The sequence below is a fragment of the Bhargavaea cecembensis genome (assembly GCF_000826125.2).
Classification (GTDB): domain Bacteria; phylum Bacillota; class Bacilli; order Bacillales_A; family Planococcaceae; genus Bhargavaea; species Bhargavaea cecembensis_B.
Window position 1 is genome coordinate 1,639,712 of the sequence record NZ_LN651373.1, and the last position, 26,061, is coordinate 1,665,772.

At 57.8% G+C, this 26,061-nt stretch carries 25 protein-coding genes; 1 reads left to right on the top strand and 24 read right to left on the bottom strand.

The features are described 5' to 3' along the window. Positions 1-6 precede the first annotated feature (6 nt). The 23 genes from BN1189_RS13590 to gpr all read right to left on the bottom strand — a co-directional run bounded on the left by BN1189_RS13590 (position 7) and on the right by gpr (position 24,454). A complete protein-coding gene (locus BN1189_RS13590) occupies positions 7-372 on the bottom strand; it encodes a diacylglycerol kinase family protein (protein WP_040228838.1) in 366 nt (121 codons plus the stop codon). Further along, on the bottom strand, positions 359-850 hold the full coding sequence (gene ybeY / locus BN1189_RS13595; protein ID WP_040228840.1) for an rRNA maturation RNase YbeY: 492 nt from the start codon (positions 848-850) through the stop codon (positions 359-361). Before ybeY ends, BN1189_RS13590 begins: the two co-directional genes overlap by 14 nt. A 15-nt stretch (positions 851-865) precedes the next feature. Beyond that, positions 866-2,983 carry an HD family phosphohydrolase gene (locus BN1189_RS13600; RefSeq protein WP_040228842.1) on the bottom strand — a complete coding sequence of 706 codons (2,118 nt, stop codon included), beginning with the start codon at positions 2,981-2,983 and terminating at the stop codon, positions 866-868. Positions 2,984-3,202: 219 nt separating this feature from the next. After that, the gene (locus BN1189_RS13605; protein ID WP_052455871.1) at positions 3,203-4,117 is read right to left on the bottom strand and encodes a PhoH family protein; all 915 of its coding nucleotides are present in this window, start codon (positions 4,115-4,117) and stop codon (positions 3,203-3,205) included. Between the two features lie 35 nt (positions 4,118-4,152). Continuing rightward, positions 4,153-5,049, bottom strand: coding sequence for a PhoH family protein (locus tag BN1189_RS13610; RefSeq protein ID WP_052455876.1), 897 nt, complete (start codon positions 5,047-5,049; stop codon positions 4,153-4,155). Between the two features lie 55 nt (positions 5,050-5,104). Beyond that, positions 5,105-6,232, bottom strand: a complete 1,128-nt coding sequence (locus tag BN1189_RS13615) for a sporulation protein YqfD (protein ID WP_082194275.1) — start codon at positions 6,230-6,232, stop codon at positions 5,105-5,107. After that, positions 6,222-6,467: a hypothetical protein gene (locus BN1189_RS13620; RefSeq protein WP_040228847.1), complete on the bottom strand. Its 246-nt coding sequence runs from the start codon at positions 6,465-6,467 to the stop codon at positions 6,222-6,224. Before BN1189_RS13620 ends, BN1189_RS13615 begins: the two co-directional genes overlap by 11 nt. Positions 6,468-6,517: 50 nt before the next feature. Next, a complete protein-coding gene (locus tag BN1189_RS13625) occupies positions 6,518-7,051 on the bottom strand; it encodes a hypothetical protein (RefSeq protein ID WP_040228848.1) in 534 nt (177 codons plus the stop codon). A gap of 28 nt (positions 7,052-7,079) precedes the next feature. Continuing rightward, positions 7,080-8,078 (bottom strand): flotillin-like protein FloA, encoded by a 999-nt coding sequence (floA, locus tag BN1189_RS13630; RefSeq protein WP_040228849.1) that lies wholly within the window; start codon positions 8,076-8,078, stop codon positions 7,080-7,082. A gap of 14 nt (positions 8,079-8,092) precedes the next feature. After that, positions 8,093-9,406, bottom strand: a complete 1,314-nt coding sequence (locus BN1189_RS13635; protein WP_040228851.1) for an NfeD family protein — start codon at positions 9,404-9,406, stop codon at positions 8,093-8,095. Positions 9,407-9,575: 169 nt separating this feature from the next. Next, positions 9,576-9,749, bottom strand: a complete 174-nt coding sequence (rpsU, locus tag BN1189_RS13640; protein ID WP_040228853.1) for a 30S ribosomal protein S21 — start codon at positions 9,747-9,749, stop codon at positions 9,576-9,578. Positions 9,750-9,849: 100 nt separating this feature from the next. After that, entirely contained in the window at positions 9,850-10,521 is a 672-nt protein-coding gene (deoC, locus tag BN1189_RS13645) for a deoxyribose-phosphate aldolase (RefSeq protein WP_040228854.1), read from the bottom strand. A gap of 99 nt (positions 10,522-10,620) precedes the next feature. Further along, positions 10,621-11,964, bottom strand: a complete 1,344-nt coding sequence (gene mtaB, locus BN1189_RS13650; RefSeq protein WP_040228856.1) for a tRNA (N(6)-L-threonylcarbamoyladenosine(37)-C(2))-methylthiotransferase MtaB — start codon at positions 11,962-11,964, stop codon at positions 10,621-10,623. A gap of 5 nt (positions 11,965-11,969) precedes the next feature. Then, positions 11,970-12,719 carry a 16S rRNA (uracil(1498)-N(3))-methyltransferase gene (locus BN1189_RS13655; RefSeq protein ID WP_040228857.1) on the bottom strand — a complete coding sequence of 250 codons (750 nt, stop codon included), beginning with the start codon at positions 12,717-12,719 and terminating at the stop codon, positions 11,970-11,972. After that, complete coding sequence (gene prmA / locus BN1189_RS13660) at positions 12,700-13,668, bottom strand: 50S ribosomal protein L11 methyltransferase (RefSeq protein ID WP_040228859.1); 969 nt, start codon at positions 13,666-13,668, stop codon at positions 12,700-12,702. The genes BN1189_RS13655 and prmA overlap by 20 nt, the downstream gene beginning before the upstream one ends. 13 nt (positions 13,669-13,681) lie before the next feature. After that, on the bottom strand, positions 13,682-14,824 hold the full coding sequence (gene dnaJ, locus BN1189_RS13665; protein WP_040228861.1) for a molecular chaperone DnaJ: 1,143 nt from the start codon (positions 14,822-14,824) through the stop codon (positions 13,682-13,684). 115 nt (positions 14,825-14,939) lie between these two features. Further along, positions 14,940-16,760, bottom strand: coding sequence for a molecular chaperone DnaK (gene dnaK / locus BN1189_RS13670; RefSeq protein WP_040228862.1), 1,821 nt, complete (start codon positions 16,758-16,760; stop codon positions 14,940-14,942). Positions 16,761-16,819: 59 nt separating this feature from the next. Beyond that, on the bottom strand, positions 16,820-17,428 hold the full coding sequence (gene grpE / locus BN1189_RS13675) for a nucleotide exchange factor GrpE (protein WP_040228863.1): 609 nt from the start codon (positions 17,426-17,428) through the stop codon (positions 16,820-16,822). A 31-nt stretch (positions 17,429-17,459) separates the two neighbouring features. Then, positions 17,460-18,482 (bottom strand): heat-inducible transcriptional repressor HrcA, encoded by a 1,023-nt coding sequence (gene hrcA, locus BN1189_RS13680; protein ID WP_040228865.1) that lies wholly within the window; start codon positions 18,480-18,482, stop codon positions 17,460-17,462. A gap of 94 nt (positions 18,483-18,576) precedes the next feature. After that, complete coding sequence (gene hemW / locus BN1189_RS13685; RefSeq protein ID WP_040228867.1) at positions 18,577-19,713, bottom strand: radical SAM family heme chaperone HemW; 1,137 nt, start codon at positions 19,711-19,713, stop codon at positions 18,577-18,579. A gap of 65 nt (positions 19,714-19,778) precedes the next feature. Continuing rightward, positions 19,779-21,602 carry a translation elongation factor 4 gene (gene lepA, locus BN1189_RS13690; protein WP_040228868.1) on the bottom strand — a complete coding sequence of 608 codons (1,824 nt, stop codon included), beginning with the start codon at positions 21,600-21,602 and terminating at the stop codon, positions 19,779-19,781. Positions 21,603-22,526: 924 nt separating this feature from the next. Further along, positions 22,527-23,375: a stage II sporulation protein P gene (gene spoIIP, locus BN1189_RS13695; protein WP_040228869.1), complete on the bottom strand. Its 849-nt coding sequence runs from the start codon at positions 23,373-23,375 to the stop codon at positions 22,527-22,529. 20 nt (positions 23,376-23,395) lie between these two features. Continuing rightward, the gene (gene gpr, locus BN1189_RS13700; protein ID WP_040228870.1) at positions 23,396-24,454 is read right to left on the bottom strand and encodes a GPR endopeptidase; all 1,059 of its coding nucleotides are present in this window, start codon (positions 24,452-24,454) and stop codon (positions 23,396-23,398) included. A gap of 161 nt (positions 24,455-24,615) precedes the next feature. On the opposite strand from gpr, the gene rpsT reads away from it, so the two are divergent. Next, a complete protein-coding gene (gene rpsT / locus BN1189_RS13705; protein WP_040228871.1) occupies positions 24,616-24,867 on the top strand; it encodes a 30S ribosomal protein S20 in 252 nt (83 codons plus the stop codon). Positions 24,868-24,975: 108 nt separating this feature from the next. Here rpsT and holA read toward each other — a convergent pair whose 3' ends face one another. Next, positions 24,976-25,989: a DNA polymerase III subunit delta gene (holA, locus tag BN1189_RS13710; protein WP_040228872.1), complete on the bottom strand. Its 1,014-nt coding sequence runs from the start codon at positions 25,987-25,989 to the stop codon at positions 24,976-24,978. Positions 25,990-26,061 lie beyond the last annotated feature (72 nt).

The following is a 26,061-nucleotide window of genomic DNA, read 5'->3' on the forward strand; positions in this document are numbered from 1 at the left end:
CCACCTTCAATAAAATAAGTTCCACCATTTCGGCAGGAAAATCAGGGCGCCGATCAAGGCACTGGCCGCCGCGAAGACGAGCACGGCACCGGCCGCCGTGTCCTTTGCCTGGCCGGCAAGCGGGTGCAGTTCGGGGGAGGCCTTGTCGACGATCCGTTCAATTGCGGTGTTCACAAGTTCCAGGGAGAACATGCCGGCAAACAGGAGAATGAGGATGATCCATTCGATCGCTGAAAGGCCGGTCAGGACGCCGGCCGCTGTGGCAGCCGCCGCCGCGGCCAGGTGAAGACGGAAATTCTGTTCAGTTCCCAGCGCATGCCGGATCCCTCTTCCGGCAAAACGGAATGACCGGAAAAACTTACGGACGTCCATCCGTTCCCCGCCCAAGGCCGAACGATTCCAGGATCTCGTCCTGTCTGCCGAACATTTCGCGCTCATCGGCTTCCGTCATATGGTCGTAGCCGAGCAGGTGCAGGAAGCCGTGGAGTGCGAGGAAACCGAGTTCCCGCTCCCGGCTGTGGCCGTACTCTTCCGCCTGGCGCTCGGCCGTTTCAGTGGAGATCAGGATGTCGCCGAGCATGCGCGGCATCCCGGCCGGCACCGGCATGGGTTCTTCGCCCTCTGCCGTCTCCTCCATGGCGAAGGAAATGACGTCGGTCGGCCGGTCCTTTTCCCGGTATTCCCGGTTGATTTCCCGGATCGCCTCATCTCCCATGAAGGTGATGGATAGTTCCGCTTCTTCTCCGATCCCCTGCATCTTGGCCGCATGGCTCAGTAGATTCCGGATCAGTTCCTCGTCTGACGGACGGATGTTTCCCGTTTCGTCAATCATATCGATGCTGAGTGTCATCTTGTTCACCTCTGGTTACTCCGGATATTCGATCCGGTTATGGAATATGCCGTTCAGGGTCGTGCAGATCACATCGCCGACCGTCTTGAGCTCTTTGAAGCTCAGATCGCACTCATCGAACTGCCCGTCGTTCATCTTATCCCGGATGATGGCCCTGACGAGATTTTCGATTTTTTCGGGCGTCGGGTTTTTCATTGACCGGACTGCCGCCTCGCAGCTGTCCGCGATCGAAATGACGGCGATTTCTTTCGTCTGCGGCTTGGGGCCGGGATACCTGTATGTATCCTCCTCGACGGACGGGTCCGCCTCCCTCGCCTTGACGAGGAAGAACTTCAGCAGGCTCGTTCCGTGGTGCTGTCCCGCGATGTCCACCAGCTCGGCGGGCATTTTATGCTCTTTCAGAATCGATGCGCCTTCCGTTGCATGGGCGATGATGATATCCCGGCTCTTCTCCGGCGGCAGGCTGTCATGCGGATTGATGCCGTTCATCTGGTTTTCGATGAAGAACGCCGGCCGGACCGTCTTGCCGATATCGTGATAATAACTGCCGACACGCGCCAGCAGGCCGTGTGCGCCGATCGCCTCGCATGCCGCGTCCGAAAGATTCGCCACCATGACGCTGTGGTGGTAGGTGCCCGGCGTTTCGGTCAGGATTTTCTTCAGCAGCGGATGATTCGGATTGGACAGTTCCACGAGCCGCATATCCGACAGGATGCCGAACAGCGATTCGAAGAACGGGAGTGTGCCGATCGTCAGTGCACCGGACAACAGGCCGGATGCAAGGGCGGCGATCATATAGACCGCCAGCTCCTGAAGGTCAAACTGGGTGCGGAGCATAAGCAGGTGGAACAGGATGAACACGGCATTGACGACCGATACCCCGAGGCTGGTGGCGAGGATGCTCGACCGCCTCCCGTTCTCCTGGATCAGATAAAAGCCGGCCAGTCCGCCGAATAGCATGTAAAGCGCAAACTCCATGTTGATGACGGACGAATAGCCTTCCTGGAGGACGAGTCCCCCGGTCGCGGCGGTGAGCACCGTCATGATGAGGGCGAGTTTCCCGTCCGTCAGCAGCCGGAGGAGCAGTGGAACGAGCGCCGTCGGAAATACGTAGGCGATCGTCACGTCAAAGTCTTTTTCCAGTCCTCCGAGTATCTTCATGGAGGCCAGCGCCAGGAAGTAGACCACAAGAACGATGGCGAGCCATTTCTTTTTCACGCGTTCATCCCTGTCGGTCCGTTTGAAGTGACGGTAGAGGACCCAGAAGATCAGTGCTGTGAAAAGGGCAAGGCCCGCCGCCGGCCGGGATGAGGTCTTTTCATTGAGGAGTCCGGCCAGCTCCAGTTGACGGTACACTTCCCGGTCGATGATCTGCCCTTCCTGGACAATCACCTGGCCCTGCAGGATTTTTGTCGGCTCGACGGAAGCCTTTGCCTGCTCGATCCGGTCGCCGGTTTTTTGATCGTCGATCTTTTCATTGGCCACGATGCTCGCCTTGCCGATCGCTGCCGCCGTTCCCTTGAGCGGGTCGGGAACCCGTGAATCGTTGATGAGCTGGCCGATTTCATTTTTCCTGTCAGTCAGGTCTCCTTCGCGTACAGGCTGTTCCATCATCGTTTCCACGAGATTGGCAACCGTATCGCGGGCGCTTTCAAGTTCTTTCTTCTCTGCCTTGATCAGGCTGGCGAGATTGTCATCGCTCAGCTTGAACGAGCCGTCGGAGTCTTCGATCCGGGAAAGCTCGTCCTTCAAAATGACCAGCTGCTTAGCCGGCGAGTTGGACGATGCTTCCTTGTCTCCCTTTTTCGGTTCTTCCTTTGCCTCGATGGCATAGTCGAAGACGGAATGGACAACCGCCGCCCGGTTTTTTGCCGCTTCTTCATCGAAATCATAGACGGGGCTGATTTCCGAGGCCGCCCGTTCGCGCTCTTCCTCCGTCTTCACCGGGTCCTCGACTGTCTTTGTGGCCCGGATGGTTTCATTGGCGAGCTGGAACAGGCGGATATCGTAGGTTTCGTCTTTTACGCTTCCGAGCATCAAGACAAACGCGAGGATTGCCGCGATCGTCAGAAGTGCCGCAGAAAGCCAGGCGAATGAAAATCGGTTCAGCAGTCGAATCAGGTTCCGAAGCAATGCAATCCCCCCCTTTTTACGGCTGCGGCTTTCTCTGTCTCACCGGAGCCGTCTTGCCGGGACGTCCCGGCAAGCAGAAAAAGCAGACACCGGGGAGCGTGCGATTCCCGCAGGTCGCCGGCGGGACAAGTTGCCGCACCCGGTCAGTCCGGGCGCGGCAGCCCGGACGGCTGATCCGCGGGAGCACGCCCCCGATGTCTGCTGAAAAAACAGGACTTGTCAGTCGTTCCTCGGCTGCGACTTCTCATAAGCTTCGATGATCCTCGCCACAAGCGGGTGACGGACGACATCTCCCTGCTCGAATTCCTGGAAGTGGATCCCTTGCACGCCTTCCAGGATCTTCTCGGCGACCATCAGGCCGGAATCCGTTCCTCGGGGAAGGTCGATCTGGGTCTTGTCCCCCGTCACGACCATCTTCGAACCGAACCCGAGCCGGGTCAGGAACATCTTCATCTGTGCCTTTGTCGTGTTCTGTGCTTCATCCAGGATGACGAATGCATCATCAAGCGTGCGGCCGCGCATGTAGGCCAGCGGGGCGATCTCGATCGTGCCCCGCTCAATGAGCCGTTCGGTCTGCTCCGTTCCGAGCACGTCGTGGAGGGCATCGTAGAGCGGCCGGAGATAAGGATCCACTTTTTCCTTAAGGTCCCCCGGCAGGAATCCGAGGTTTTCCCCGGCTTCCACCGCCGGACGGGTCAGGATGATTCTCTTCACCTGGCCGTTTTTCATCGCCTGGACGGCCATGACGACTGCCAGGTAGGTCTTGCCCGTGCCGGCCGGGCCGATGCCGAAGACCATGTCGTGGCTGCGGATGGCCTGGATATATTCCCGCTGGCCGATCGTTTTCGCCCGGATGGCCTTGCCTTTCGTGTTGCGGGCAATTTCTTCATCGTACAGTTCAGCAAAATATTCGATTGTCCCGCTCTTGGTCATCTCAAGTGCGGTCGATACGTCCCTCAGCCCGATGTTGATCCCTTTGCGGATCACTTTCAGCAGCTGCCCGAGCAATTCCCTCGCCGCTTCGGCAGCTTCCTTCTCACCTTTGACGCTGATGATGCCGCCTCTCGTGAGCACCCGCACACCGAGTTCGTCCTCGACGAGCTTCATGTTCTGATCAGATATTCCGAGCAGCATAACGGCTTCATTCGGGTCTTCCACATGCAGTTGAATCAGGTTGTCTTCCANTCGATGATCCTCGCCACAAGCGGGTGACGGACGACATCTCCCTGCTCGAATTCCTGGAAGTGGATCCCTTGCACGCCTTCCAGGATCTTCTCGGCGACCATCAGGCCGGAATCCGTTCCTCGGGGAAGGTCGATCTGGGTCTTGTCCCCCGTCACGACCATCTTCGAACCGAACCCGAGCCGGGTCAGGAACATCTTCATCTGTGCCTTTGTCGTGTTCTGTGCTTCATCCAGGATGACGAATGCATCATCAAGCGTGCGGCCGCGCATGTAGGCCAGCGGGGCGATCTCGATCGTGCCCCGCTCAATGAGCCGTTCGGTCTGCTCCGTTCCGAGCACGTCGTGGAGGGCATCGTAGAGCGGCCGGAGATAAGGATCCACTTTTTCCTTAAGGTCCCCCGGCAGGAATCCGAGGTTTTCCCCGGCTTCCACCGCCGGACGGGTCAGGATGATTCTCTTCACCTGGCCGTTTTTCATCGCCTGGACGGCCATGACGACTGCCAGGTAGGTCTTGCCCGTGCCGGCCGGGCCGATGCCGAAGACCATGTCGTGGCTGCGGATGGCCTGGATATATTCCCGCTGGCCGATCGTTTTCGCCCGGATGGCCTTGCCTTTCGTGTTGCGGGCAATTTCTTCATCGTACAGTTCAGCAAAATATTCGATTGTCCCGCTCTTGGTCATCTCAAGTGCGGTCGATACGTCCCTCAGCCCGATGTTGATCCCTTTGCGGATCACTTTCAGCAGCTGCCCGAGCAATTCCCTCGCCGCTTCGGCAGCTTCCTTCTCACCTTTGACGCTGATGATGCCGCCTCTCGTGAGCACCCGCACACCGAGTTCGTCCTCGACGAGCTTCATGTTCTGATCAGATATTCCGAGCAGCATAACGGCTTCATTCGGGTCTTCCACATGCAGTTGAATCAGGTTGTCTTCCAAACGATCAGTCTCCTTGGGATATCTGTTTTCTTACGGCAATATTTTCATTTATGAGAAATAATACGGTCCCCTCTACTTTATCATTATCATAATGGACACGCAAAATTTTTTCATCTTTTACCGCTGCCCCCGGCGTGAGCGAGAGGCGCAGTTTTTCACGGAGGATCCCGAGGATCAGCTCTTCATCGTCCTGTTCGCTCAGCTGCCTGGAGAACTTCCTGGACGAAGACAGTTCGCGGACAGACATGAAGTCCGACAGCGGCTGCGGGAGGCGGAGTTCCCGCCACTCTTCCCCTTTTGCGCCCCCGCGTTTGCCGGGAGCCGTGATCTTGTAGGCACGTCCCGAGAGAATCGAATAACCGACGGTGGCCGGCATCTTGAAATTCATCTCCAGGATATAATCGCCGAACACCTTGCCCTTCGCGCCGGTCACCACTGATTTCTCCCCCTGGGTCACGATGCCCGAAGCGAGGATATCCCCTTTCTCCACCGTTGTATTCGGAAGGACGTTCCGGATGCCGCTCGTCAGTTCGAACCGTGTGACGACCGCCCTCCGGGAAGCCGCAAGATGGGCGGGTTTTTCTTTCGACGCCGCGTCATCGGCGATTTCAGGCGCTTCCACCGCGTGGACTGTCAGCCTGCCGCCCTTTCGCTCGACCCTCACCCAGGCCAGGCCGGGATCCGACGCCATCAACGCGTTGCGGACCCGGCCCTCGTCCGGTACCGATGAAATCCGGAGCGGAACCGTCACTCCTTGTTTTAAAAGCCATGCCCCGATCCGCTCTTCGCGCTCCGGTGTGCCACCCGCCACATCCACGGTCCAGATGAACATCGACAAAAGAACCGGCATGCCCAGAAAAAGCAGAAGGCCTGCCAGTTTGCGGGGGGACATGAGCAAGTCGGCCTGCCCGGGTTCGGCGCGGAGACGCAGCCTGACCCCGCAGGACCGCCTGATCTGCCGGAGGACGGGCATGTCCGCTCTTCGGGCAGAGAAGCAGAGCACCTCCCCTTCTCTCCTGACATTCCGGATCGACAGCCCCTTTGCAGCAGCCTTGGAAAGGAAAGCATCACTGCCGCTGCCCCGTATTTCGACCCAGACCCTTCCCGGATGCTTCAAGCGCTCAGTCCGCATGATCCCGGGTCCTGATCAGAGTCATCCGGTCGAGCCGGCCGAATGTGATGAGAGCGGCTTCTTCCCCGATCTCATCCACGACCAGTTCTTCCCCCTCCAGCGAAAGAGCATAAGGTGCAATCCGGATATTTACAGCACGCCCCCCGATCTTCTCAACGGAAAAACTGCCGTTCAGGCGAAGTGTGCGATGATCCTCGATTTCAAGGAATGGCACCATCTTGAAAAATCTGCGCATGGAAAAACCCCCTTGGCCTTCATTTTATGAAAGCCCATAGGGGGACATGATTATTTGCGCTTCGCTTTTGGAGGACCGAGAATTTCCGAGAAGATGATACCGCGCACGATGTCTTCCCGGGTCTCCGGAAGCAGCCGGGATGAGCCGATCTCCCCACGGGAGATTTCTCCTTGGGTGATCGGGTTTTCTGCCGCAGCCGGACGGCCTCTGCGGGACGGTCTCGCTGTTTGCGCGGGTGCCGTCTCTCCGACGGGCTTCCGCCCTCCCCTCGGGGTCGATGTCCGGGCAGATTCCGCAGGCTTGCTCTCCCGCGCTCTTTCGGACCGCTGAGTTTCACGGGGATCCCGGCCGACTTCCTGCACCTCTTGCTTGATCTCTTTCTGAAGATCCTCGTAAAGCTGGCGCGTCAGATCTTTCAGGTTGCCGGCCGTTGTCTGGCGCGGAGCCGGTTTCATGGGCTCCGGCTTTACGGGCATCCCGGGTTTCGGCCCGGGCGGCTGGCCGCCCTGCGTCTTTTTCTTTTCGTTTCCTTTCATGAGCGAACCCACGATGAGAGAAATGATCAGCAGGATGATCGGTTCCATGGCCTCATCCTCCTTCTGTCCGGCTCAATCACTTCTCTTTGTCGATGCCGCCGGACGGGTCGCTCACCTTGCCGAGCGCTTCGCGCATGGCCGTGTCGGCCTGGACGTTGTGGTAGTTCACGTAATCCATGACACCGATGTTTCCGGAACGGAGCGCTTCCGCCATTGCGAGCGGCACTTCGGCTTCCGCCTCGACGACTTTCGCACGCATTTCTCCGACTTTCGCGCGCATTTCCTGTTCCCCCGCGACCGCCATGGCGCGGCGCTCTTCGGCCTTCGCCTGTGCGATCTTCTTGTCGGCTTCAGCCTGTTCCGTCTGGAGTTCGGCACCGATGTTCTTGCCGATGTCCACGTCTGCAATATCGATCGAGAGGATCTCGAACGCCGTTCCGGAGTCAAGCCCCTTGGCCAGGACGGTCTGGGAAATCATATCCGGATTTTCCAGCACGACATTGTGATGGTGGGCAGAACCGATCGTGGAGACGACCCCCTCGCCGACACGGGCGACGATCGTTTCTTCGCCGGCGCCCCCGACGAGTCGGTCGATGTTGGCGCGCACCGTAATCCGTGCCTTCGCCTTCACTTCAATCCCATTCATGGCCACACCGGCGATGAACGGCGTTTCGATGACTTTCGGGTTGACCGACATCTGGACGGCTTCGAGCACGTCACGGCCGGCCAGGTCGATCGCAGCGGCCCGTTCGAATGTCAGGGCGATGTTCGCGCGGTGGGCGGCAATGAGCGCATTGACGACCCGGTCCACGTTACCCCCTGCAAGATAGTGGCTCTCCAACTGGTTGATCGCCACATCGAGCCCGGCTTTATGCGCCTTGATGAGCGGGTTGACGATCCGGTTCGGGATAACCCGGCGGAGCCTCATCCCGACGAGCGTGAAGATGCTGACCTTCACGCCTGCCGCCATTGCGGAGATCCACAAGGTCACCGGCACAAACGTAAAGAATATGGATAGGGCGATGATCACGAGGAATACAACGATGATCAGCCCGACTGTTCCAAAACCTAACATTCCTTTTCCTCCTATCAGATGCCCGATTCCCTGACGACCACGCGGGAACCTTCCACCTTGATCACTTTCACTTCTTTTCCTTTTTCGATAAACCGTCCTTCAGAGACGACGTCGATCATTTCGTTTCCGATCTGCACGGCTCCCGACGGACGGAGGGCTGTGAGGGCCCTGCCCGTTTTGCCGATCAGTTCAAGCCGGTTCTCGTTGGAGACGTAACCGCTTTCGGTATCGGTCGAATCCATCAGCACGAGCTTGCTCAGAAGATGGAGCCTCTTTCCGAAGAATTTCATGAGAATCACCATTCCCAAAATCATGATGACGAGTGCGATTGCGACCGATACGCCCATCACGAGCGGGTCTCCGCCCGCCATGATGATTCCGCCGACCACGGCCGCGGCACCCGCGACGCCGAGTATGCCCCCGGAGACGAACAACTCTGCAATGAGCAGCCCCGCCCCGAGCAGGAACAGGAGGATCGCCTCATAACCCGCGAGGCCTGCGACAAGGTGACCGTAGAAGAACAGCAGGAGGGCCGAAACCCCCATCGTGCCCGGCACGCCGAATCCCGGCGAGTACAGTTCAACGATCAGTCCGAGCCCCGCAACGGAAAGCAGGATCGGAACAACGATGGGATTGGTGATGAACCGGGCCAGCTTTTCGCTGAACGTTTCGTTCATCTTGATGACTTCGGCTCCTTCAAGCCCTGTTTTCTTCAGCAGCTCATCAAACGAGGAGACGGTTCCTTCGCTGTACTTGACTTCAAGCGCTTCCTTTGCGGACAGCGTGAGCAGTTCGCCCTTGCCGGCACGGTATTGCGGCAGATCCTGGGAGGCATCCGCCATCGCCAACGCGATGGCCGGATTGCGGCCCGAAGACTCGGCCGCACTCTTCATCGATGTCAGCCAGGCGCTGTTTGCCTTGCTGTCCGCCGCGTTGCCGGCCTGGTCGATCACCTGGGCCGCGCCGATCCGGCCGGCAGGATCCATGTAGATCTCTTCCGCATGAAGTGCGAGGAATGCACCCGCCGACAGCGCATCCCGGTTAATGTACGCAATGACCCGGAGATCGGTCGAGTCCATCAGCCTGGCAATCCGCCCCGCTGCGTCCACAAAGCCGCCGGGCGTATTGATCTCCAGGATGACGGTCTCGGCTCCTGCCTTCTCGGCTTCGGTGAATGACCGGTCCAGGAACGCATAGAGGCCGCGTTCGACCTCGTTTTCAAGAGGGACATGGTAGACCTTCTCTCCCTTCGCACCGGCCATCGGCATAAACAACAGAAATGCCGCGGCCAGCAGGAAGACCATCCGGGTGATCCGGATCCCTTTCAAGACTTCACCCCCATTCTTTCATCCATTATAGTCTATTCTACGGAACACAACGGCCCAAAGTTTCATGAGTACGAAAAGAAACCGGAAAATCGTTGGATTTCCCGGTTTCATCATATACATTCATTAGGTTGGAAGTTTGCCGGTCCGGACGCAGAGGTGACCGAGGGGATCAATATTTGCGTTTGCGGGCAGCTTCGGATTTCTTCTTCCGTTTTACGCTTGGCTTATCATAATACTCACGTTTGCGGACCTCTTGAATCGTACCGGATTTGGATACGGTACGTTTGAAGCGGCGAAGAGCATCTTCGAGCGATTCGTTTTTACGAACGACAGTTTTTGTCATGTCTTTTCCCCTCCCTCCGAGCTCACTTCATACATGATTACCTCATGTACTCAAAAATTATAGCCCAAACGGCGATCGTAGTCAATCATTATCTCGCAAATTAATAATCCGAAGAAGAAGAGATCCCGTTCATGATGGCCACGCCGGAGCTGGCGCCGATCCGTGTCGCGCCGGCTTCAATCATCTTCTCGACGTCTTCGAGGCTCCGGACTCCGCCGGAAGCCTTGACGCCCAGTTCATCCCCGACGGTCAGCCGCATGAGCGCCACATCCTCGACCGTTGCGCCGCCGGTGGAGAAACCGGTGGATGTCTTGACGAAATCGGCACCCGCTTTTTTCGCCAGACGGCATGCGGTGATCTTCTCGTCGTCGGTGAGGAGGCTCGTTTCGATGATCACCTTGACGAGCGCCTTCCCGAAGGCGGCCTCGGTCACGGCACGGATATCCGCTTCCGCGGTTTCTTCGTCCCCGCTTTTGAGCGCCCCGATATTCAGCACCATGTCGATCTCATCGGCACCTTTGAAGATGGCGTCCTCCGTTTCGAACACTTTTGTCTCTTTCGTGTTGGCGCCGAGCGGGAAGCCGATCACCGTGCATACTTTCACGTCTGTGCCGGCCAGTTCTCCCGCAGCCGTCGCGACCCAGCCCGGATTCACACAGACGGAGGCGAACGCATATTCCTTTGCCTCCGTGCACAAATCGATAATCTGTTCTTTCGTCGCTTCCGGTTTCAGAAGCGTGTGGTCAATGAATGATGCGATATTCCGTTCCATCGGTAATCTCCTCCTGCTTCAATTCAACTTTTCAAGCCAAAAAAAGCGGCAGGGGAGGCCCGCTTGCTTCGAGACGTTATCCCCTGCCGTCTTCCTTTGTCAGATGGCCGGTGCCGGCTCGTCTTCGATGACGCGCACGAAGGCACCTTCGTTGTACGGATAGCCGGCTTTCGTGATTTTCACGCGGACGATCTTGCCGACCATCGATTCGTCTGCCGGCACGACGACTTTCAGGTAATTGTCGGTATAGCCTTCATACAGGCCGCTTTCCGGATCTTCCTTGTACGGCTCCTCCGGAATCATTTCAAGCACCCGGCCCTCATAGGCGGAGGCGTATTCCTTCGCCAGCTGATCGTTCAGGTCGAGCAGCCGGTGGACGCGCTCGTTTTTCACCTGCTCGTCGATCTGATCGTCCATTCTTGCCGCAGGCGTTCCGATCCGCATCGAATAAGGGAATACATGGAGTTCCGCAAACCGGTGGTCCCGGATGAACGTGTAGGTCTCCATGAACTCCTCTTCGGTCTCTCCGGGGAAGCCGACGATGACGTCCGAAGTGAGCGCGAAATCGGGCAGCGCTTCGCGGAGCCGCTCCAGCCGCTCGGCGAAGAAGGCCATCGTGTATTTCCGGCGCATCCGTCTGAGGACCGTATCAGAACCCGACTGGATCGGAATGTGAAGATGGCGCACGACGATTTCGGAATCTTTCAGGACGCCGATCACTTCGTCCGTCAGCTGGCTCGCCTCGATGGACGAGATGCGGAGGCGTTTCAGGCCTTTTACATTCGTTTCGATGTCGCGGAGAAGCTGGGCGAGGTTATAGTCTTTCAGGTCTTCGCCGTATCCGCCGGTATGGATGCCGGTCAGGACGATCTCCTTGTATCCGGCGTCCACGAGCTGCTGTGCCTGGTGCACGACTTCCTGCGGGTCGCGGGAGCGCATGAGGCCGCGTGCCCACGGAATGATGCAGAACGTGCAGAAGTTGTTGCAGCCTTCCTGGATTTTCAGGGAGGCCCGTGTGCGGTCCGTGAAGGACGGGACGTCCAGTTCCTCATAGACCCTGTTTTTCATGATGTTGCCGACCGCGTTGATCGGCTGCCGTTCGTTCCGGTACTGATCGATGTAACCGAGGAGGTTCGTCCGGTCCTGCGTGCCGACGACGATGTCGACGCCCGGGATTTCCATGATCTCGGCGGAGGATGTCTGGGCGTAGCAGCCCGTGACGCAGACGACGCCGTCCGGATTGTTCCGGATGGCACGCCGGATCACCTGCCGGCTTTTCCGGTCACTCGTGTTCGTGACGGTGCACGTATTGATGACGTAGACGTCCGCACGGCGTTCGAAATCCGTCCTTTCGTAGCCGGCATCCTTGAACAGCTGCCAGATCGCCTCCGTCTCATAGTGGTTCACTTTGCAGCCCAATGTATGGAAAGCGACTGTCGACATGGGGCTCACCTCTTCCCTTCAATTTCGCTGGATATGGCCGCCAGTGCATAAAGCGGCGCCGTTTCGGCACGGAGAATGCGGGGGCCGAGAGAGGCCGGGACGAACCCGGCCTGCCGGAGCTTTTCCGCTTCCTCCCTGCTGATCCCGCCTTCCGGACCAAAAACGGCCAGCACCTTTTGTCCATGATACACTCTTTCAAACAACCCGGCAATCGGACTGCCGCTCCGGTCCTTGGCCGATTCCTCGTCCGCCATGATGAGCAGATCGAAGTCCGCCGAGGCAGAGATCAGCTCATTGATCCCCATGACTTCCGTCACTTCCGGGATCATCGACCGGTGCGACTGTTCCGCCGCTTCTTTTGCGATTTTCTGCAGGCGTTCGATTTTCTTCCCGCTTTTTTTGCTGTCCCACCGGACGATGGACCGTTCTGCGGAAAAGGGAATGAGCGAGTGCATGCCGAGCTCCGTCCCTTTCTGGACGATCAGATCGAGCTTGTCGCCCTTTGGCAGTCCCGCCGCGATCGTCACCGAGACCGGCAGTTCATTCGACGGGAGCGGCTCTCCGTCCTTCCGGAGGGCGACTTCTTCCGGATCGACCGAGAGAATCTCGCATTCAAATGACTCATCGCCGGATACCGCGATGACCCGGGAACCCGGCTGCATCCGCATTACTTTTTCGATATGGCGGGCGTCTTCTCCGGTGATGACGGCAGTTCCGTCCGCACCGAACGGCCGGTCAAGAAAGTAGCGCTGCATTCCGGCCGCCCTCCGGCTTCTTTGCAATGATCGCCGTCCAGTCTTCCATCATCATCACTTCCATGATCTCAAAGCCGGAATCGAGGAGAGCTTCCTTGACCAGGTCTTTCTTCTGGGAAATGATGCCCGACGTAATAAAGATGCCGCCCGGCTCGAGTGCCCGGTATGCGTCATCCGTGAATGTGATGATCACTTCCGCGAGGATATTCGCGACCGCAACCCGTGCGGGCCCTTCGTATGAATCAAGAAGGTTGCCGTGCCGGACGTCGATCTTGTCCGACAGGCCGTTCAGCGAGATGTTGTCCCTGGCCGCCGTAACGGCGACTTCGTCCAGGTCGAGTGCCGCCACCCTGCCGGCGCCCAGCAAGGCCGCCCCGATCGACAGGACCCCGGATCCGGTGCCGATGTCGACGACTTCATCGCCTTCCTCCACCGTCTTTTCCAGTGCCTGAAGACAGAGGACGGTCGTCGGATGGGTTCCCGTCCCGAAAGCCATTCCCGGGTCCAGCTCGATGATCAGCTCGTCCGTGCCGAGACGCTCATAGTCTTCCCAAGTCGGGACGATCGTGAATCTCGGAGAAACCTTCACCGGATGGTAGTAGGCTTTCCAGGAGGTTGCCCAGTCCTCTTCATCGACTTCGGTGAGCGTGACGGTGTTCTTTCCCGTATCCAGGCCGTAGTCCGCGAGATTTGTAATTTCCTTTTCCAGCTCGCCGACCGTTTCCATGAGGAAGCTCGTGGCCGGAAGATAAGCCTTGACGATGACGCCTTCAGCGGGATAGTCGTCCCGGTTCAGGTCGTACAGTTCGCCGAACCGGTCTTCACGCTCGACGTCAGGCTCTCTGGAATCTTCGATGACCACTCCGCTGGCGCCTGCCTCGTGAAGGATGTTCGATACGGCTTCCACCGCCTCGTTCGTAGTGTGCACTGCAATTTCCGACCATTTCATCTCAATCAGCCCCTTAGTCGCCTTTCACTTTCCGTTTCAGCCGGTCAAACAGCGAGCTTTGATATTCATCCGGCGCTTCGTGGCCGCTGATTTCCGCGAAATCACGAAGCAGCTGTTTCTGCTTTTCCGTCAGCTTTTTCGGCGTCCTGATATTGACGATGACATGCTGGTCCCCGTTCCCATAACCGTGGACATTCGGCACGCCTTTCCCTTTCAGGCGGAATTTCGTGCCGGTCTGGGTGCCTGCCGGGATCTTGAGCTTCACTTTGCCGTGCACGGTCGGGACTTCGACCTCGTCTCCGAGGGATGCCTGCGGGAAATTGATCGGCAGGTTCAGGAAAATGTCGTCCCCGTCGCGTTCAAATCGTTCGTGCGGACGCACGCGGAATTCAACAAACAGGTCGCCTGCAGGGCCGCCGTTCACTCCCGGCTCTCCCTGGCCGGCAACTCGGAGCTGCTGTCCGTTGTCGACGCCGGCCGGCACCGTCACTTGGATTTTCTTCCGCTTGGTCACTTTTCCGCGGCCGTGGCATTCCGGGCATTTCTCCGGAATGATCTTGCCGGTCCCCTGGCACGTCGGGCACGCCCGGCGGTTGACCATCTGGCCGAACGGCGTGTTCTGGGTGACGCTGATCTGGCCGGTGCCGCCGCATTCCGTACAGGTCTTCACGCTTGTTCCAGGTTTCGCCCCGTCCCCGTGGCATGTTTCGCATGTTTCTTCACGGTCGATCTCGATTTCGGTCTCTTTGCCGAACACCGCCTCCATGAAGTCAAGCGTCATCATATAGCTGAGGTCGGCCCCTTTCCTCGGGGCGTTCGGATCCCGTCTGCGGGCGCCGCCGCCTCCGCCGAAGAATGTATTAAGGATATCGTCGAAGTCGAAACCGGCTCCCCCGCTGAATCCGCCGAAGCCGCCGCCTCCGCCGAACCCGGCATTCGGGTCAGTATGGCCGAACTGGTCATACTGTGCCCGTTTTTGTTCATCGCTCAGCACTTCATACGCTTCGGAAATTTCCTTGAATTTCTCGTCTGCACCCACCTCTTTGTTGAGGTCCGGGTGATATTTTTTTGAGAGCGTCCGGTACGCTTTCTTGATTTCTTCCTTGGAAGCGGATTTGGTCAAGCCAAGCACTTCATAGTAATCCCGCTTGCTCATGTTTCACCCTCCTGACTGACTCGCATGCAAATCATTGTACCATGCGGAAAACACACTATCAAAAAGACAGAAGAAAAGCCAAAGCCGGAACCGACTTTGGCTTGCCTTCAACAGGTTATTTGTTGTCGTCGTCGACTTCTTCGAATTCCGCATCGACGACGCCGTCATCGGAGGCTCCGCCGCCCTCTTGCTGCTGGGCCTGCTGGGCTGCCTGCTCATACATCTTGACGGACAGCTGCTGGACGATTTCCATGAGCCGGTCTTTTTTCGTCCGGATCTCGTCGATGTCGCCTTTCTCGATGGCCGCTTTCAGTTCTTCGTTTGCTTCTTCCGCGTTTTTCTTTTCTTCTTCGGAAACGTTGTCGCCGAGATCTTTCAGGGTCTTCTCGGTCATGAAGACAGCCTGGTCGGCTTCGTTGCGGAGTTCCGCTTCTTCTTTGCGCTTCTGGTCGGCTTCCGAGTTTGCTTCGGCTTCCTTCACCATCCGCTCGATTTCTTCCTCGTTGAGGGAGTTGTCGGACTGGATGGTGATGTTCTGCTCTTTGCCTGTGCCGAGGTCTTTCGCCTTGACGTTGACGATGCCGTTTTTGTCGATGTCGAAAGTGACTTCGATCTGCGGGATGCCGCGCGGTGCAGGCGGGATATCCGTCAGCTGGAAGCGGCCGAGCGTCTTGTTGTCGGCAGCCATCGGGCGCTCACCCTGCAGGACGTGGATGTCCACGGCCGGCTGGTTGTCGGCGGCAGTCGAGAACACCTGCGACTTGGAAGTCGGGATGGTGGAGTTGCGGTCGATGAGCTTTGTCATGACGCCGCCCATCGTTTCAATCCCGAGGGAAAGCGGAGTGACGTCGAGGAGCACGACATCCTGGACGTCTCCGGAGAGGACGCCGCCCTGGATGGCCGCACCCATCGCGACCACTTCGTCCGGGTTGACGCCGCGGTGGGGTTCCTTGCCCGTTTCTTTCTTGATGGCTTCCTGTACGGCCGGAATCCGCGTGGAACCGCCGACGAGGATGACCTGATCGAGTTCCTGCGGCGACAGGCCGGCATCTTTGAGCGCCTGTCGTGTCGGCACCATCGTGCGTTCAACGAGGTTTGCAGTCAGCTCATCGAACTTGGCGCGGGTAAGCGTCAGTTCCATGTGGAGCGGGCCCGCTTCCCCGGCCGTGATGAACGGAAGGGAGATCTGGGTCGACGTGACGCCGGAGAGGTCTTTTTTCGCTTTTTCCGCCGCGTCTTTCAGGCGCTGCATCGCCATTTTGTCTTTCGACAGGTCGATGCCGTTTTCTTTCTTGAATTCCTGGACGAGATAATCGATGACCGCGCTGTCGAAGTCGTCTCCGCCGAGACGGTTGTCCCCTGCGGTTGCGCGGACTTCGAACACGCCGTCGCCGAGCTCGAGGATCGACACGTCGAATGTGCCGCCGCCGAGGTCATAAACGAGGATCGTCTGGTCTTGGTCGGTTTTTTCAAGCCCGTATGCGAGCGCAGCCGCCGTCGGCTCGTTGATGATCCGCTCGACTTCAAGGCCTGCGATGCGGCCCGCGTCTTTCGTCGCCTGGCGCTCCGCGTCGTTGAAGTAAGCCGGCACCGTGATGACCGCTTTCGTCACTTTCTCTCCGAGGTAGTCTTCGGCGAATCCTTTCATGTACTGAAGGATCATCGCAGAAACTTCCTGCGGCGTGTACTCCCGGCCTTCCGCGGACACTTTTTTGTCCGTGCCCATCAGGCGCTTGACGGACATGATCGTGTTCGGATTGGTGATCGACTGGCGCTTGGCCACTTCGCCGACCTGCCGCTCGCCGTTCTTGAACGAAACGACCGAAGGGGTCGTCCGGTTGCCTTCCGGGTTGGGGATGACTTTCGGCTCTCCGCCTTCAAGGACGGCCACGCAAGAGTTTGTCGTACCAAGGTCAATACCGATGATTTTGCTCATTATCCATTCCTCCTAGAATCAACATCAATTCCGCTTTTGCCATGCAGCGGATCACTTGTTCACTGGTTCACTTTGACCATTGCCGGTCTGAGAATCCGATCTTTCAGCATATACCCTTTCTGGAGCTCTTCCAAAACGGTGCCGGACGGCAGGCTTTCGTCTTCGCCGTGCATGACGCCGTGATGGACATTCGGATCGAATTCCTTTCCTTCCGATTCGATTTCGACGAGGCCTTCCTTCTCCATGGCCGTGCGGAATGACTGATAGATCATTTCCATGCCTTTTTTCAGGGCGATCGCCTCTTCGGAGGAGACTTCGGTGTCGAATGCCCTTCCGAAATTGTCGAGTACCGGAAGCAGCTCCGTCATGAGGCGCTGGGAGCGGTATTTCTCCGCGGCCTGCTGCTCAGCGGCGCTCCGCCGTTTGAAGTTCTCGAAATCGGAGAGCAGGCGCAAGTACTTGTCCTCGCTCTTTTGCAGGGCTTCTTCCAGCTCGCCGGTCCGGTCTTCAACCGGCTCTTCGCCGCCTTCGGTGCCGGACGGGACGTCCTTCGCTGGTTCGTCGACCGGCGCACCGGCCTTTTCGGAAGCTGCGGTCGCTTGATCCGTTTCGGCAGTCTCTTCCGGATTGCTTTCTTCATTCAGGTCTTTCTTCTTTTCTTCGGACACGAATACTCCTCCTTCATCCCGGCTCGGTGTTTCAAGGGAGCCGGCCTAATTCACGGGAGAGCCCCCGGCTCATGTAGTCCAGCACGGAAACGACCCGGCCATAATCCATCCGTGTCGGACCGATGATGGCGATGGCTCCTTTCCTGCCTTCCCCCGCTGTATAAGAAGCAGTGATGACACTGCAGTCTTCCATTGCCAGATGGCCGTTCTCGGATCCGATCCGGATGTGGATCCCTTCCTTGCCGATATCGAGGAGCAGTCCCGCAAACGGGGAGTCCTCCATGTAGTGCATGACCTGCCGGGCCTTTTCCGGATCGTTGAATTCAGGCTGAGCCAGCATGTTCAGCATGCCGCCGAAAACGACACGCTCATCATTCGCCGAGCTGACAGCCTCCCGGAACGAGGAGAACATATCCCCGTACCGGCCGACATGACGCTCGAGGAGCTCGTGCAGTTCGCGGCCGAGCCGGGCATCGAGCTCGTGGAGCGGGATGCCGACAAGCCGGTCGTTCAGCAGGTTGACCATCCGCTCGATGTCGGCCGGATGGACCTCTTCCGGAACATGGAACGTCCGGTGTTCCACATGGCCCGCATCCGTGACGATGATCGCCACCGCCGAATCCGCGGACAGCGGAATGATCTGGAACCGTTTCACCCGGTGCTGCTTGACGTCCGGCCCGAGCAGGACGGACGTATAGGTCGTCAGCTCGGACAGGATGTCGGCCGTCTTTCTGATCAGCAGTTCCGTCTCGAGAAGCCGGTCATTGAAGATGGACCGGATCCGGTCAAGATCCTCCTGCTCGAGCCGTTCCTTTTCAAGCAGATGATCCACGTAAAACCGGTATCCCTTTTCCGACGGGACGCGGCCGGACGAGGTGTGGGTCTTCTCAAGGAAGCCCAGCTCCTCCAGGTCGGCCATGTCATTGCGGATGGTGGCCGCGCTGAACGGCACGGTTTCCAACTTGGATAATTGGCGCGATCCGACAGGCTGTGCCGACTGGATGAACCCGTCGACGATCGCTTGCAAAATGTGCAACTGACGCTCTGTCATCATGATCATCACCTCTGTTAGCACTCTTGTATGATGAGTGCTAATCTATATATCCAATTTATCAAAACCGGATGCACGCGTCAAATAAACTGCATGTTCAGCCGATGAAACTTGCAAACACTTCATTCCCCAGGAAAATCCCTTTTTTCGTCAGCCGGATCCGCCCGTTCTCTTCGGTCAGGAGGCCCTTTCCGGACAGGTCCCGGATCTGGTCTCCGTACAGTTCATGGACGTCCCGGCCGAAGCGCCGGAGGAATTCCTCGCCGGAGACTCCTTCCGTCATCCGGAGGCCGAGGAACATCTCCTCTTCCATTTCTTCGGCGGGCGTGACTTCATGCGCTTCGAATACCGGACGCCGGCCTTCCGCCACGGCGTTCATGTATTTCTTCAGCGGACCGTGGTTGGAATAGCGGACGCCGTTCACGTAGCCGTGCGCGCCCGCTCCCGCCCCCGCATATGTCCGGTTCTGCCAGTACAGCTTGTTGTGCACCGACTCGTATCCGTCTTTTGCGAAGTTGCTGATTTCGTACTGGTGGAGACCCGCTCCCGCCATCCGCTCCATGAGCATCGCGAACATGTCCGCCTCGGCATCCTCGCCCGGAAGAGGCAGCAGATTCTTGTTCATCAGGTTATAGAACACCGTTTTCGGCTCGACGATGAGCGAGTAGGCGGAGTAATGAGGCAGGCCGAGTGCGAGTGCCCGGTCAAGCGTGTCTTCCCATTGCGCCGCCGTCTGTTCCGGAAGACCGTACATGAGATCGATGCTCAAGTTTTCAAATCCGGCTTTGCGCGCGTCCTCCACGACGCGCTCGGCCTCCCCGGGGCTGTGCGTTCTCCCGAGTTTTTTCAGCAGTCCTTCGTCAAACGACTGGACGCCGATGCTCAGGCGGCCGATGCCGTGTTCCGCCAGCACGGACAACTTTTCGGGCGTGAGTTCGTCGGGATTGGCTTCCGTGGAAAACTCGATGAGCCGTCCTTTTGGAACCGACTGCTCGATCGAGCCCAGCAGCTTCTCGAGCTGGCGGGCACTCAGCGCAGTGGGCGTCCCTCCGCCGATGAAGATCGTGAGCGGGCCTTCCCCGAACAGCTCTTCCTCCTTCATCATCCGCAGCTCTTCCCCGAGCGCATCGAGATAGCCGTCCACCGGCTGGTTTTCGAAAAAGACTTTATTGAAATCGCAGTAATGGCAGATCTGATGGCAGAACGGGATATGGATATAAAGACCATCCGTCATAGTGCTTCTCCTTCTTTCAATAGGAAAAGGAGGCATCTGTCCGCCTCCTTCCCGTTAATCCGTGATTAGTCCTCGTCCATGCTCAGGACCGCCATGAAGGCTTCCTGCGGCACTTCAACGGACCCGACCTGCTTCATGCGCTTTTTCCCGGCCTTCTGCTTTTCGAGGAGCTTCCTTTTACGTGAAATGTCTCCTCCGTAGCATTTCGCCAGGACGTTCTTGCCCATCGACTTGATCGTCGACCGGGCCACGATCTTATTGCCGATGGCGGCCTGGACCGGCACTTCAAACTGCTGGCGGGGGATGAGTTCCTTCAGCTTTTCCACGATCGCCTTGCCCCTGTCGTAGGCAAAGTCCTGGTGGACGATGAAGCTGAGGGCATCGACTTTCTCCGCATTCAGCAGGATATCCATCTTGACGAGCTTGCTCGTCCGGTAGCCGATCAGCTCATAGTCGAACGACGCATAGCCTTTCGTGCTGGATTTCAGCTGGTCAAAGAAGTCATAGACGATTTCGGAAAGCGGGATTTCGTAAATGATGTTGACCCGGGAAGCATCGAGATAGTTCATCGTGACGAAATGGCCGCGTTTCCGCTGGCTCAGTTCCATGACGGCGCCGACATAGTCGTTCGGCACCATGATGGATGCCTTCACGTACGGCTCCTGCACTTCCTCGATCTTCTGCGGATCCGGCATCATCGACGGGTTGTCCACTTTGAGGATCGAATCGTCGGTCATGACGACATCATAGATGACGCTCGGCGCCGTCGTGATGAGGTCGATGTTGAACTCCCGTTCAATCCGTTCCTGGATGATTTCCATATGCAGAAGTCCGAGGAAACCGCAGCGGAAGCCGAAACCGAGCGCCTGGGACGTCTCCGCCTCGTACGTCAGCGCCGAGTCGTTCAGTTCCAGTTTCTCGAGCGCTTCCCGGAGGTCATTGTATTTTGCCGTGTCGATCGGATAGAGCCCGCAGAAGACCATCGGATTCATCTTGCGGTAGCCGGGCAGCGGTTCCGCAGCCGGCCGGTTCGCTTCGGTGATCGTGTCCCCGACATGCGTGTCCGCGACATTCTTGATCGCGGCGGTCAGAAAGCCGACGTCTCCGACGGTCAGTTCCTTTCTCGGCGTGGCATGCGGCGTAAAGACGCCGGCTTCGACGACTTCAAACTCCTTGCCGGTCGCCATCATGCGGATTTTGTCTCCCGGCTTGACGGTCCCTTCCATGATCCGGACGTAAGTGACGACGCCCCTGTACTGGTCATACAAAGAGTCAAAGATGAGCGCTTTCAGCGGGGCTTCCGGATCTCCGGTCGGCGCCGGGACTTTCTCCACGATCTGTTCGAGGATCTCTTCGATTCCGATGCCGGCTTTTGCGGAAGCAAGGACCGCTTCCGAGGCATCGAGGCCGATGACGTCCTCGATCTCCTGCTTCACCCGTTCGGGGTCGGCTGCCGGGAGGTCGATCTTGTTGACGACCGGAAGGATCTCCAGATCGTTGTCCAGCGCGAGGTAGACGTTTGCCAGGGTCTGGGCCTCGATTCCCTGCGCGGCATCGACGACGAGGATGGCGCCTTCACATGCCGCAAGGCTCCGGGAAACCTCATAGGTGAAGTCGACATGCCCCGGGGTGTCGATCAGGTGAAGGATATATTCGATTCCGTCTTTGGCCGTGTAGGTCAGCTGGACGGCATTCAATTTGATGGTGATGCCGCGTTCCCTCTCCAGGTCCATCGAGTCGAGGAGCTGGGCTTTCATTTCACGGGATGTCAGGGTTTCGGTCTTTTCAAGGATCCGGTCGGCAAGCGTGGATTTTCCGTGATCGATATGCGCGATAATCGAAAAATTCCGGATATGCTCCCGCCGGGCGATTCGTTCTTCAGGGTTCATGCAGTCCACTCCTCTACAAACTATTTGAATTATAACAGCGGAGCGGGTAGACATCAATCTGCGGCCTGCATAAGCCGTACTGTGCTGCGGGTCGGTCTGTCCGGAGAACGTGGGAGGTACATTATTTTCGGGGTTCCGTCGCATTGGGGAGGTGCTTCATCTTAAGTTTTTGGGGTTTTCGCGGATGCAACGTGCGGATTGGCGGACGTATTTTTGTTCCGCGGGATTTTCACGGATGCAACGGAGCTTTTCGCGGATGCATTTTGCCTTGTGAGATTTTCGTGGACGCATCGGGCGATTTCATGGACGCATTTTGCCTCGCAAGATTTTCTTGGACGCATCGAACGATTTCATGGACGCATTTCGCCTCGCGAGATTTTCGTGGACGCATCGGGCGATTTCATGGACGCATTTCGCCTCGCGGGATTTTCGTGGACGCATCGGGCGATTTCATGGACGCATTTTGCCTTGCAAGATTTCCGTGGACGCATCGAGCAATTTCATGGACGCATTTTGCCTCGCAAGATTTTCGTGGACGCATCGAGTGATTTCATGGACGCATTTCGCCTCGCAAGATTTCTGTGGACGCATCAGGCGATTTCATGGACGCATTTTGCCTCGCTAGATTTCCGTGGACGCATCGAGCCATTTCATGGACGCATTTTGCCTCGCAAGATTTCTGTGGACGCATCAGGTGATTTCATGGACGCATTTCGCCTCGCAAGATTTCTGTGGACGCATCAGGCGATTTCATGGACGCATTTTGCCTCGCGGAATTTTCGTGGACGCATCAGGTTATTTCATGGACGCATTTTGCCTCGCAAGATTTTCGTGAACGCATCGGGCGATTTCATGGACGCATTTTGCCTCGCAAGATCTCCGCGGATGAAAAAAAGCCGCCCGATGGAGGCAGCCCGGTTTGGTTTATTTCCCTTCCCTCAGTACTTCGGCCGCGGCTTTGGCGATGACGGCGGCGGTCCGGTTGAGTTCGTCTTCGGTGTTTTCGGTGCCGCCCATTTCGATCAGCAGCAGCGACGGGTCGAGGTCTTGGTTGTAGACTCCGTTGACGCCCCTTCCGCCTTTCGTGATCAGCCCCTTTGAGATGCCGGGAATGTGTTCGTTCATCTTCGCCGATACTTTTTCTGCCAGTGCCATGTTTTTCCGGTAGCCCGGATGATCGACGCCGATGACGAAGTAGACTTTTGCGTAGGAACCGTCTTTCCCGGCCAGCGTTGTTTTGTTGCGCCCGAGGGAATCTCTGTGAATATCCAGGATCAGGCTGTACTCTTTTGCTTCCTTTGTTTTCTTCACTTGCGGCCGGATGGCTTCATAGGCTCGGCTGTGCGGGATCCCGGCAGCCTTCATTGCCCCGGCATTGTCATAATTGAGTACATCGAGGTTAAGTCCGTGGAGCTTGAAGTGGGAGGAGAACACCGAGCCGAGGTGCATGACATTCTCCGTTTCATGGAAGACCGCGGCCGTCCCGTGTTTCGCTTTGACGATCGGCGCGAATGCCTCGTCGGAATGCGTAAAGTACATCAGCAGGTCTCCTGCCTCTCCCGCCGGAAGCGAAACCGGTTCCACGCTTTCCGTGTCCAGATCCGCTTCAGCATCCGTCTCATAATCAAACAGGTTCGCCGCATACACAAGCCGGCCCGTGTCGGCGACTTGCCGGCTGCCCGGCTGCTCGGGTCCGGGGAAGTGGATGATGAGGATCGGCAATAGGAAGAGGAACAAGATGAACAGTGTATGGAATTGCCACGATTGCTTCATGAAAATCCCCTCCTCCCGCACTATATGGCGGAAGAAGGGGATTCAGAACCCGGCGGGCCGGGCTGCAGCCAGTTGATCAGGCCGGCCGAGACCAGCGTGGCGTACTGCAGGATCCAGGCGTCCGTTTCTTTCGGGGTGACGAACATTCCCTGCTCGTCGGATGACAGGACTTCTTCGAAAAGCTGCTGTTTATCTTCCTTCGACCACTGGGACCATTCACCAAAAATCGGCTTCAGGACCTCTTTGTCTGCGGGCTCGGACTTGTCGTGGAGCCACGGCGTTACGGCAAGCGCGGAGGAAGGGGCATTGCTTTGCTCGATCTTCTGGGCAATGTAGTTGAACACGGATTCGATCGCGTCCGACACCATGACGGGGCCGTCGACCACAGTCGGAATGCCGATCGCGGTGACGGGGATCCCGAGCACTTCCCTCGAAATTTCCTTGCGCGAGTTGCCCACTCCCGACCCCGGATGGATGCCGGTGTCCGTCAGCTGGATCGTCCGGCACAGGCGGTTGCTGTCACGTGCCGCCAGGGCATCGATCACGATGATCAGGTCCGGCTGGATCCGGTCTCCGAGCGCGGCCACGAATTCGCTCGTTTCAAAGCCGGTCTGTCCCGTAACGCCCGCCGCGTAGGCGATGATCGTCCGCTCATCGGCGGGGACGATCGGCACGGTGTCCTGGAGCCGGTCGATCGCGTACGGGCCAACCGCATCCGGCGTGACGGAACGGTTTCCGAGCCCGACAATGAGCACCTTCGGCGACTCCGGGAGTCCGAGCGGGCGGTGCATCTCCTCGAGTTTCTCGGAGAGAATGGACTCCAGTTCCGCAAAGCCCTCGGCATCATCCGCGGTGAGGCCCGGGGCGGTCAGCGTGATGTATGTCCCGGCTTTCCTGCCGATTTTCTCGCCGCCCTGTTCATTCACCCGGATCTGGGTGACGATGAACCGGCCTTCCCGTTTCTCGTCAAAATCAATGCCGGACGATTCCTTTAACTTGTCTTTATCCTTTTCCGTTCTGTGCCTCACCATTTCTTCCGTTTCATCAAGCAGGTCGGTCCTGCCGAAACTGATCGCCATGCGCTTCACCTCCATGCAAGTTTGCCCCGATGTCAAGGAAATATTCTTGCAGGTTGTTTATTGCAATCGGGGCGCGGTTTTGATAAAATGATTTTTGTTGCACGGAAACGGCATGAACCGGATCGGGCTACTTTACCTGACCTTGAATGGAGGTGAATCCATTGCCAAACATCAAACAAGCGGTCAAACGCGTACGTCAAAACGAAGCTGTGAACGCACAGAACACGATGCAGAAATCTGCCATGCGTACGGCAATGAAGAAAGCTGAAACGGCTCTTCAAAACAACGATGAACATGCAAACGAGCTTCTGAAAGACGCAGTTCAGAAACTCGACAAAGCGGCAAATAAAGGGCTGATCCATAAAAACACGGCTGCCCGCCAAAAATCCCGCCTGACGAAAAAAGCTCAATAATTCCGTCTGGGACCCGCCCCCGATCCGGTCAATCCGGAACGGGGTTTTTGTTTTTCGGATCAAAAAAGAGGAGCACCGGTGATTTTCCGGGTGCTCCTCTTTTGTTGATCAGCCCTTCACCGGATGCAGCAGGACGAGTTCCAGCACACGCTCCCGGTTGCCGCTGACCGTTTTCAGGCGGAGATCCGCCTCCGCCAGCCGGGCCAGGACTTCCAGGAGCCGGGATTCGTCGGTCATCCGGTGATTGTCGAGGATCAGCTTGACCCTGTACGGATGGACTTTCAGCTGCTTGGCGATCTGGTGCTGCTGGTAGCCTTTCCGTTTCAGCGCGCCCACCTGGATCATGAGCCGCACCTGGTTGGCCAGGAGGGCGTTCAGGCGGATCGGCTCCTCCCGGTTGCGGAGCAGGTCGCGGTAGATGGACAGCGCCTCCCCAGTCCTGCCCGCCATGAAGGCATCGAGCAGCTTGAACGCATCGTCCTCAGGTGTCTTGGCGATCAGAAGGTTGACCGTCACGACGTCGATTTCCCCGCCGTCCGCGTACAGGACGAGCTTCTCCATTTCATTTCCGAGCTTCAGAAGGTCGTCCCCTCCCCGGGAAATGAGCGTCCGGACGGCGTCGTCCGTGATGCGCGAGCCGCAGCGGGCCGCTTCCTGCTTGACCCATGTCTCCAGATCATGCGGCTTGAGCGCCTCGGCTTCGAGGCAGACCGCCTGTTTGCGGAACTGCTTGACGATTTTCTTGCGAGCATCGAGCTTTTCATAAGGGGCCAGGAAAACGGTGACGGCACTTTCCGGCGGATGGTCGAGCCAGTTGGACAGGCGCTCCAGGTCATGGACGACTTTTTCCTTTGATTTGTCGGAGGCCTTCAGGAAACCCGCATTTTTGGCGATCAGCAACTTCCGGTCGCTGAAAAATGGGACGGTGTCCGCTTCTTCGATGACGGCTTCCACCGGGGTTTCCTCCAGGTCGAATATGGACAGCTCCGAATCGGCGGCTTCCGGCATCGCTTCTTTGATCCGCCGGACGGTCTCGTCGAAAAAGTACAGTTCCGTCCCGCTGATCAGGTAAACCGGCGCCAAGTCGCCGGCCGTGATTTTCCTCCATTGTTCCGTGATCATCTTCAACACTCCATTCCCGGCGGGTTGCTTCTTCCATTATACATGACCGGGTCGGCAGGGACTTTATGAACA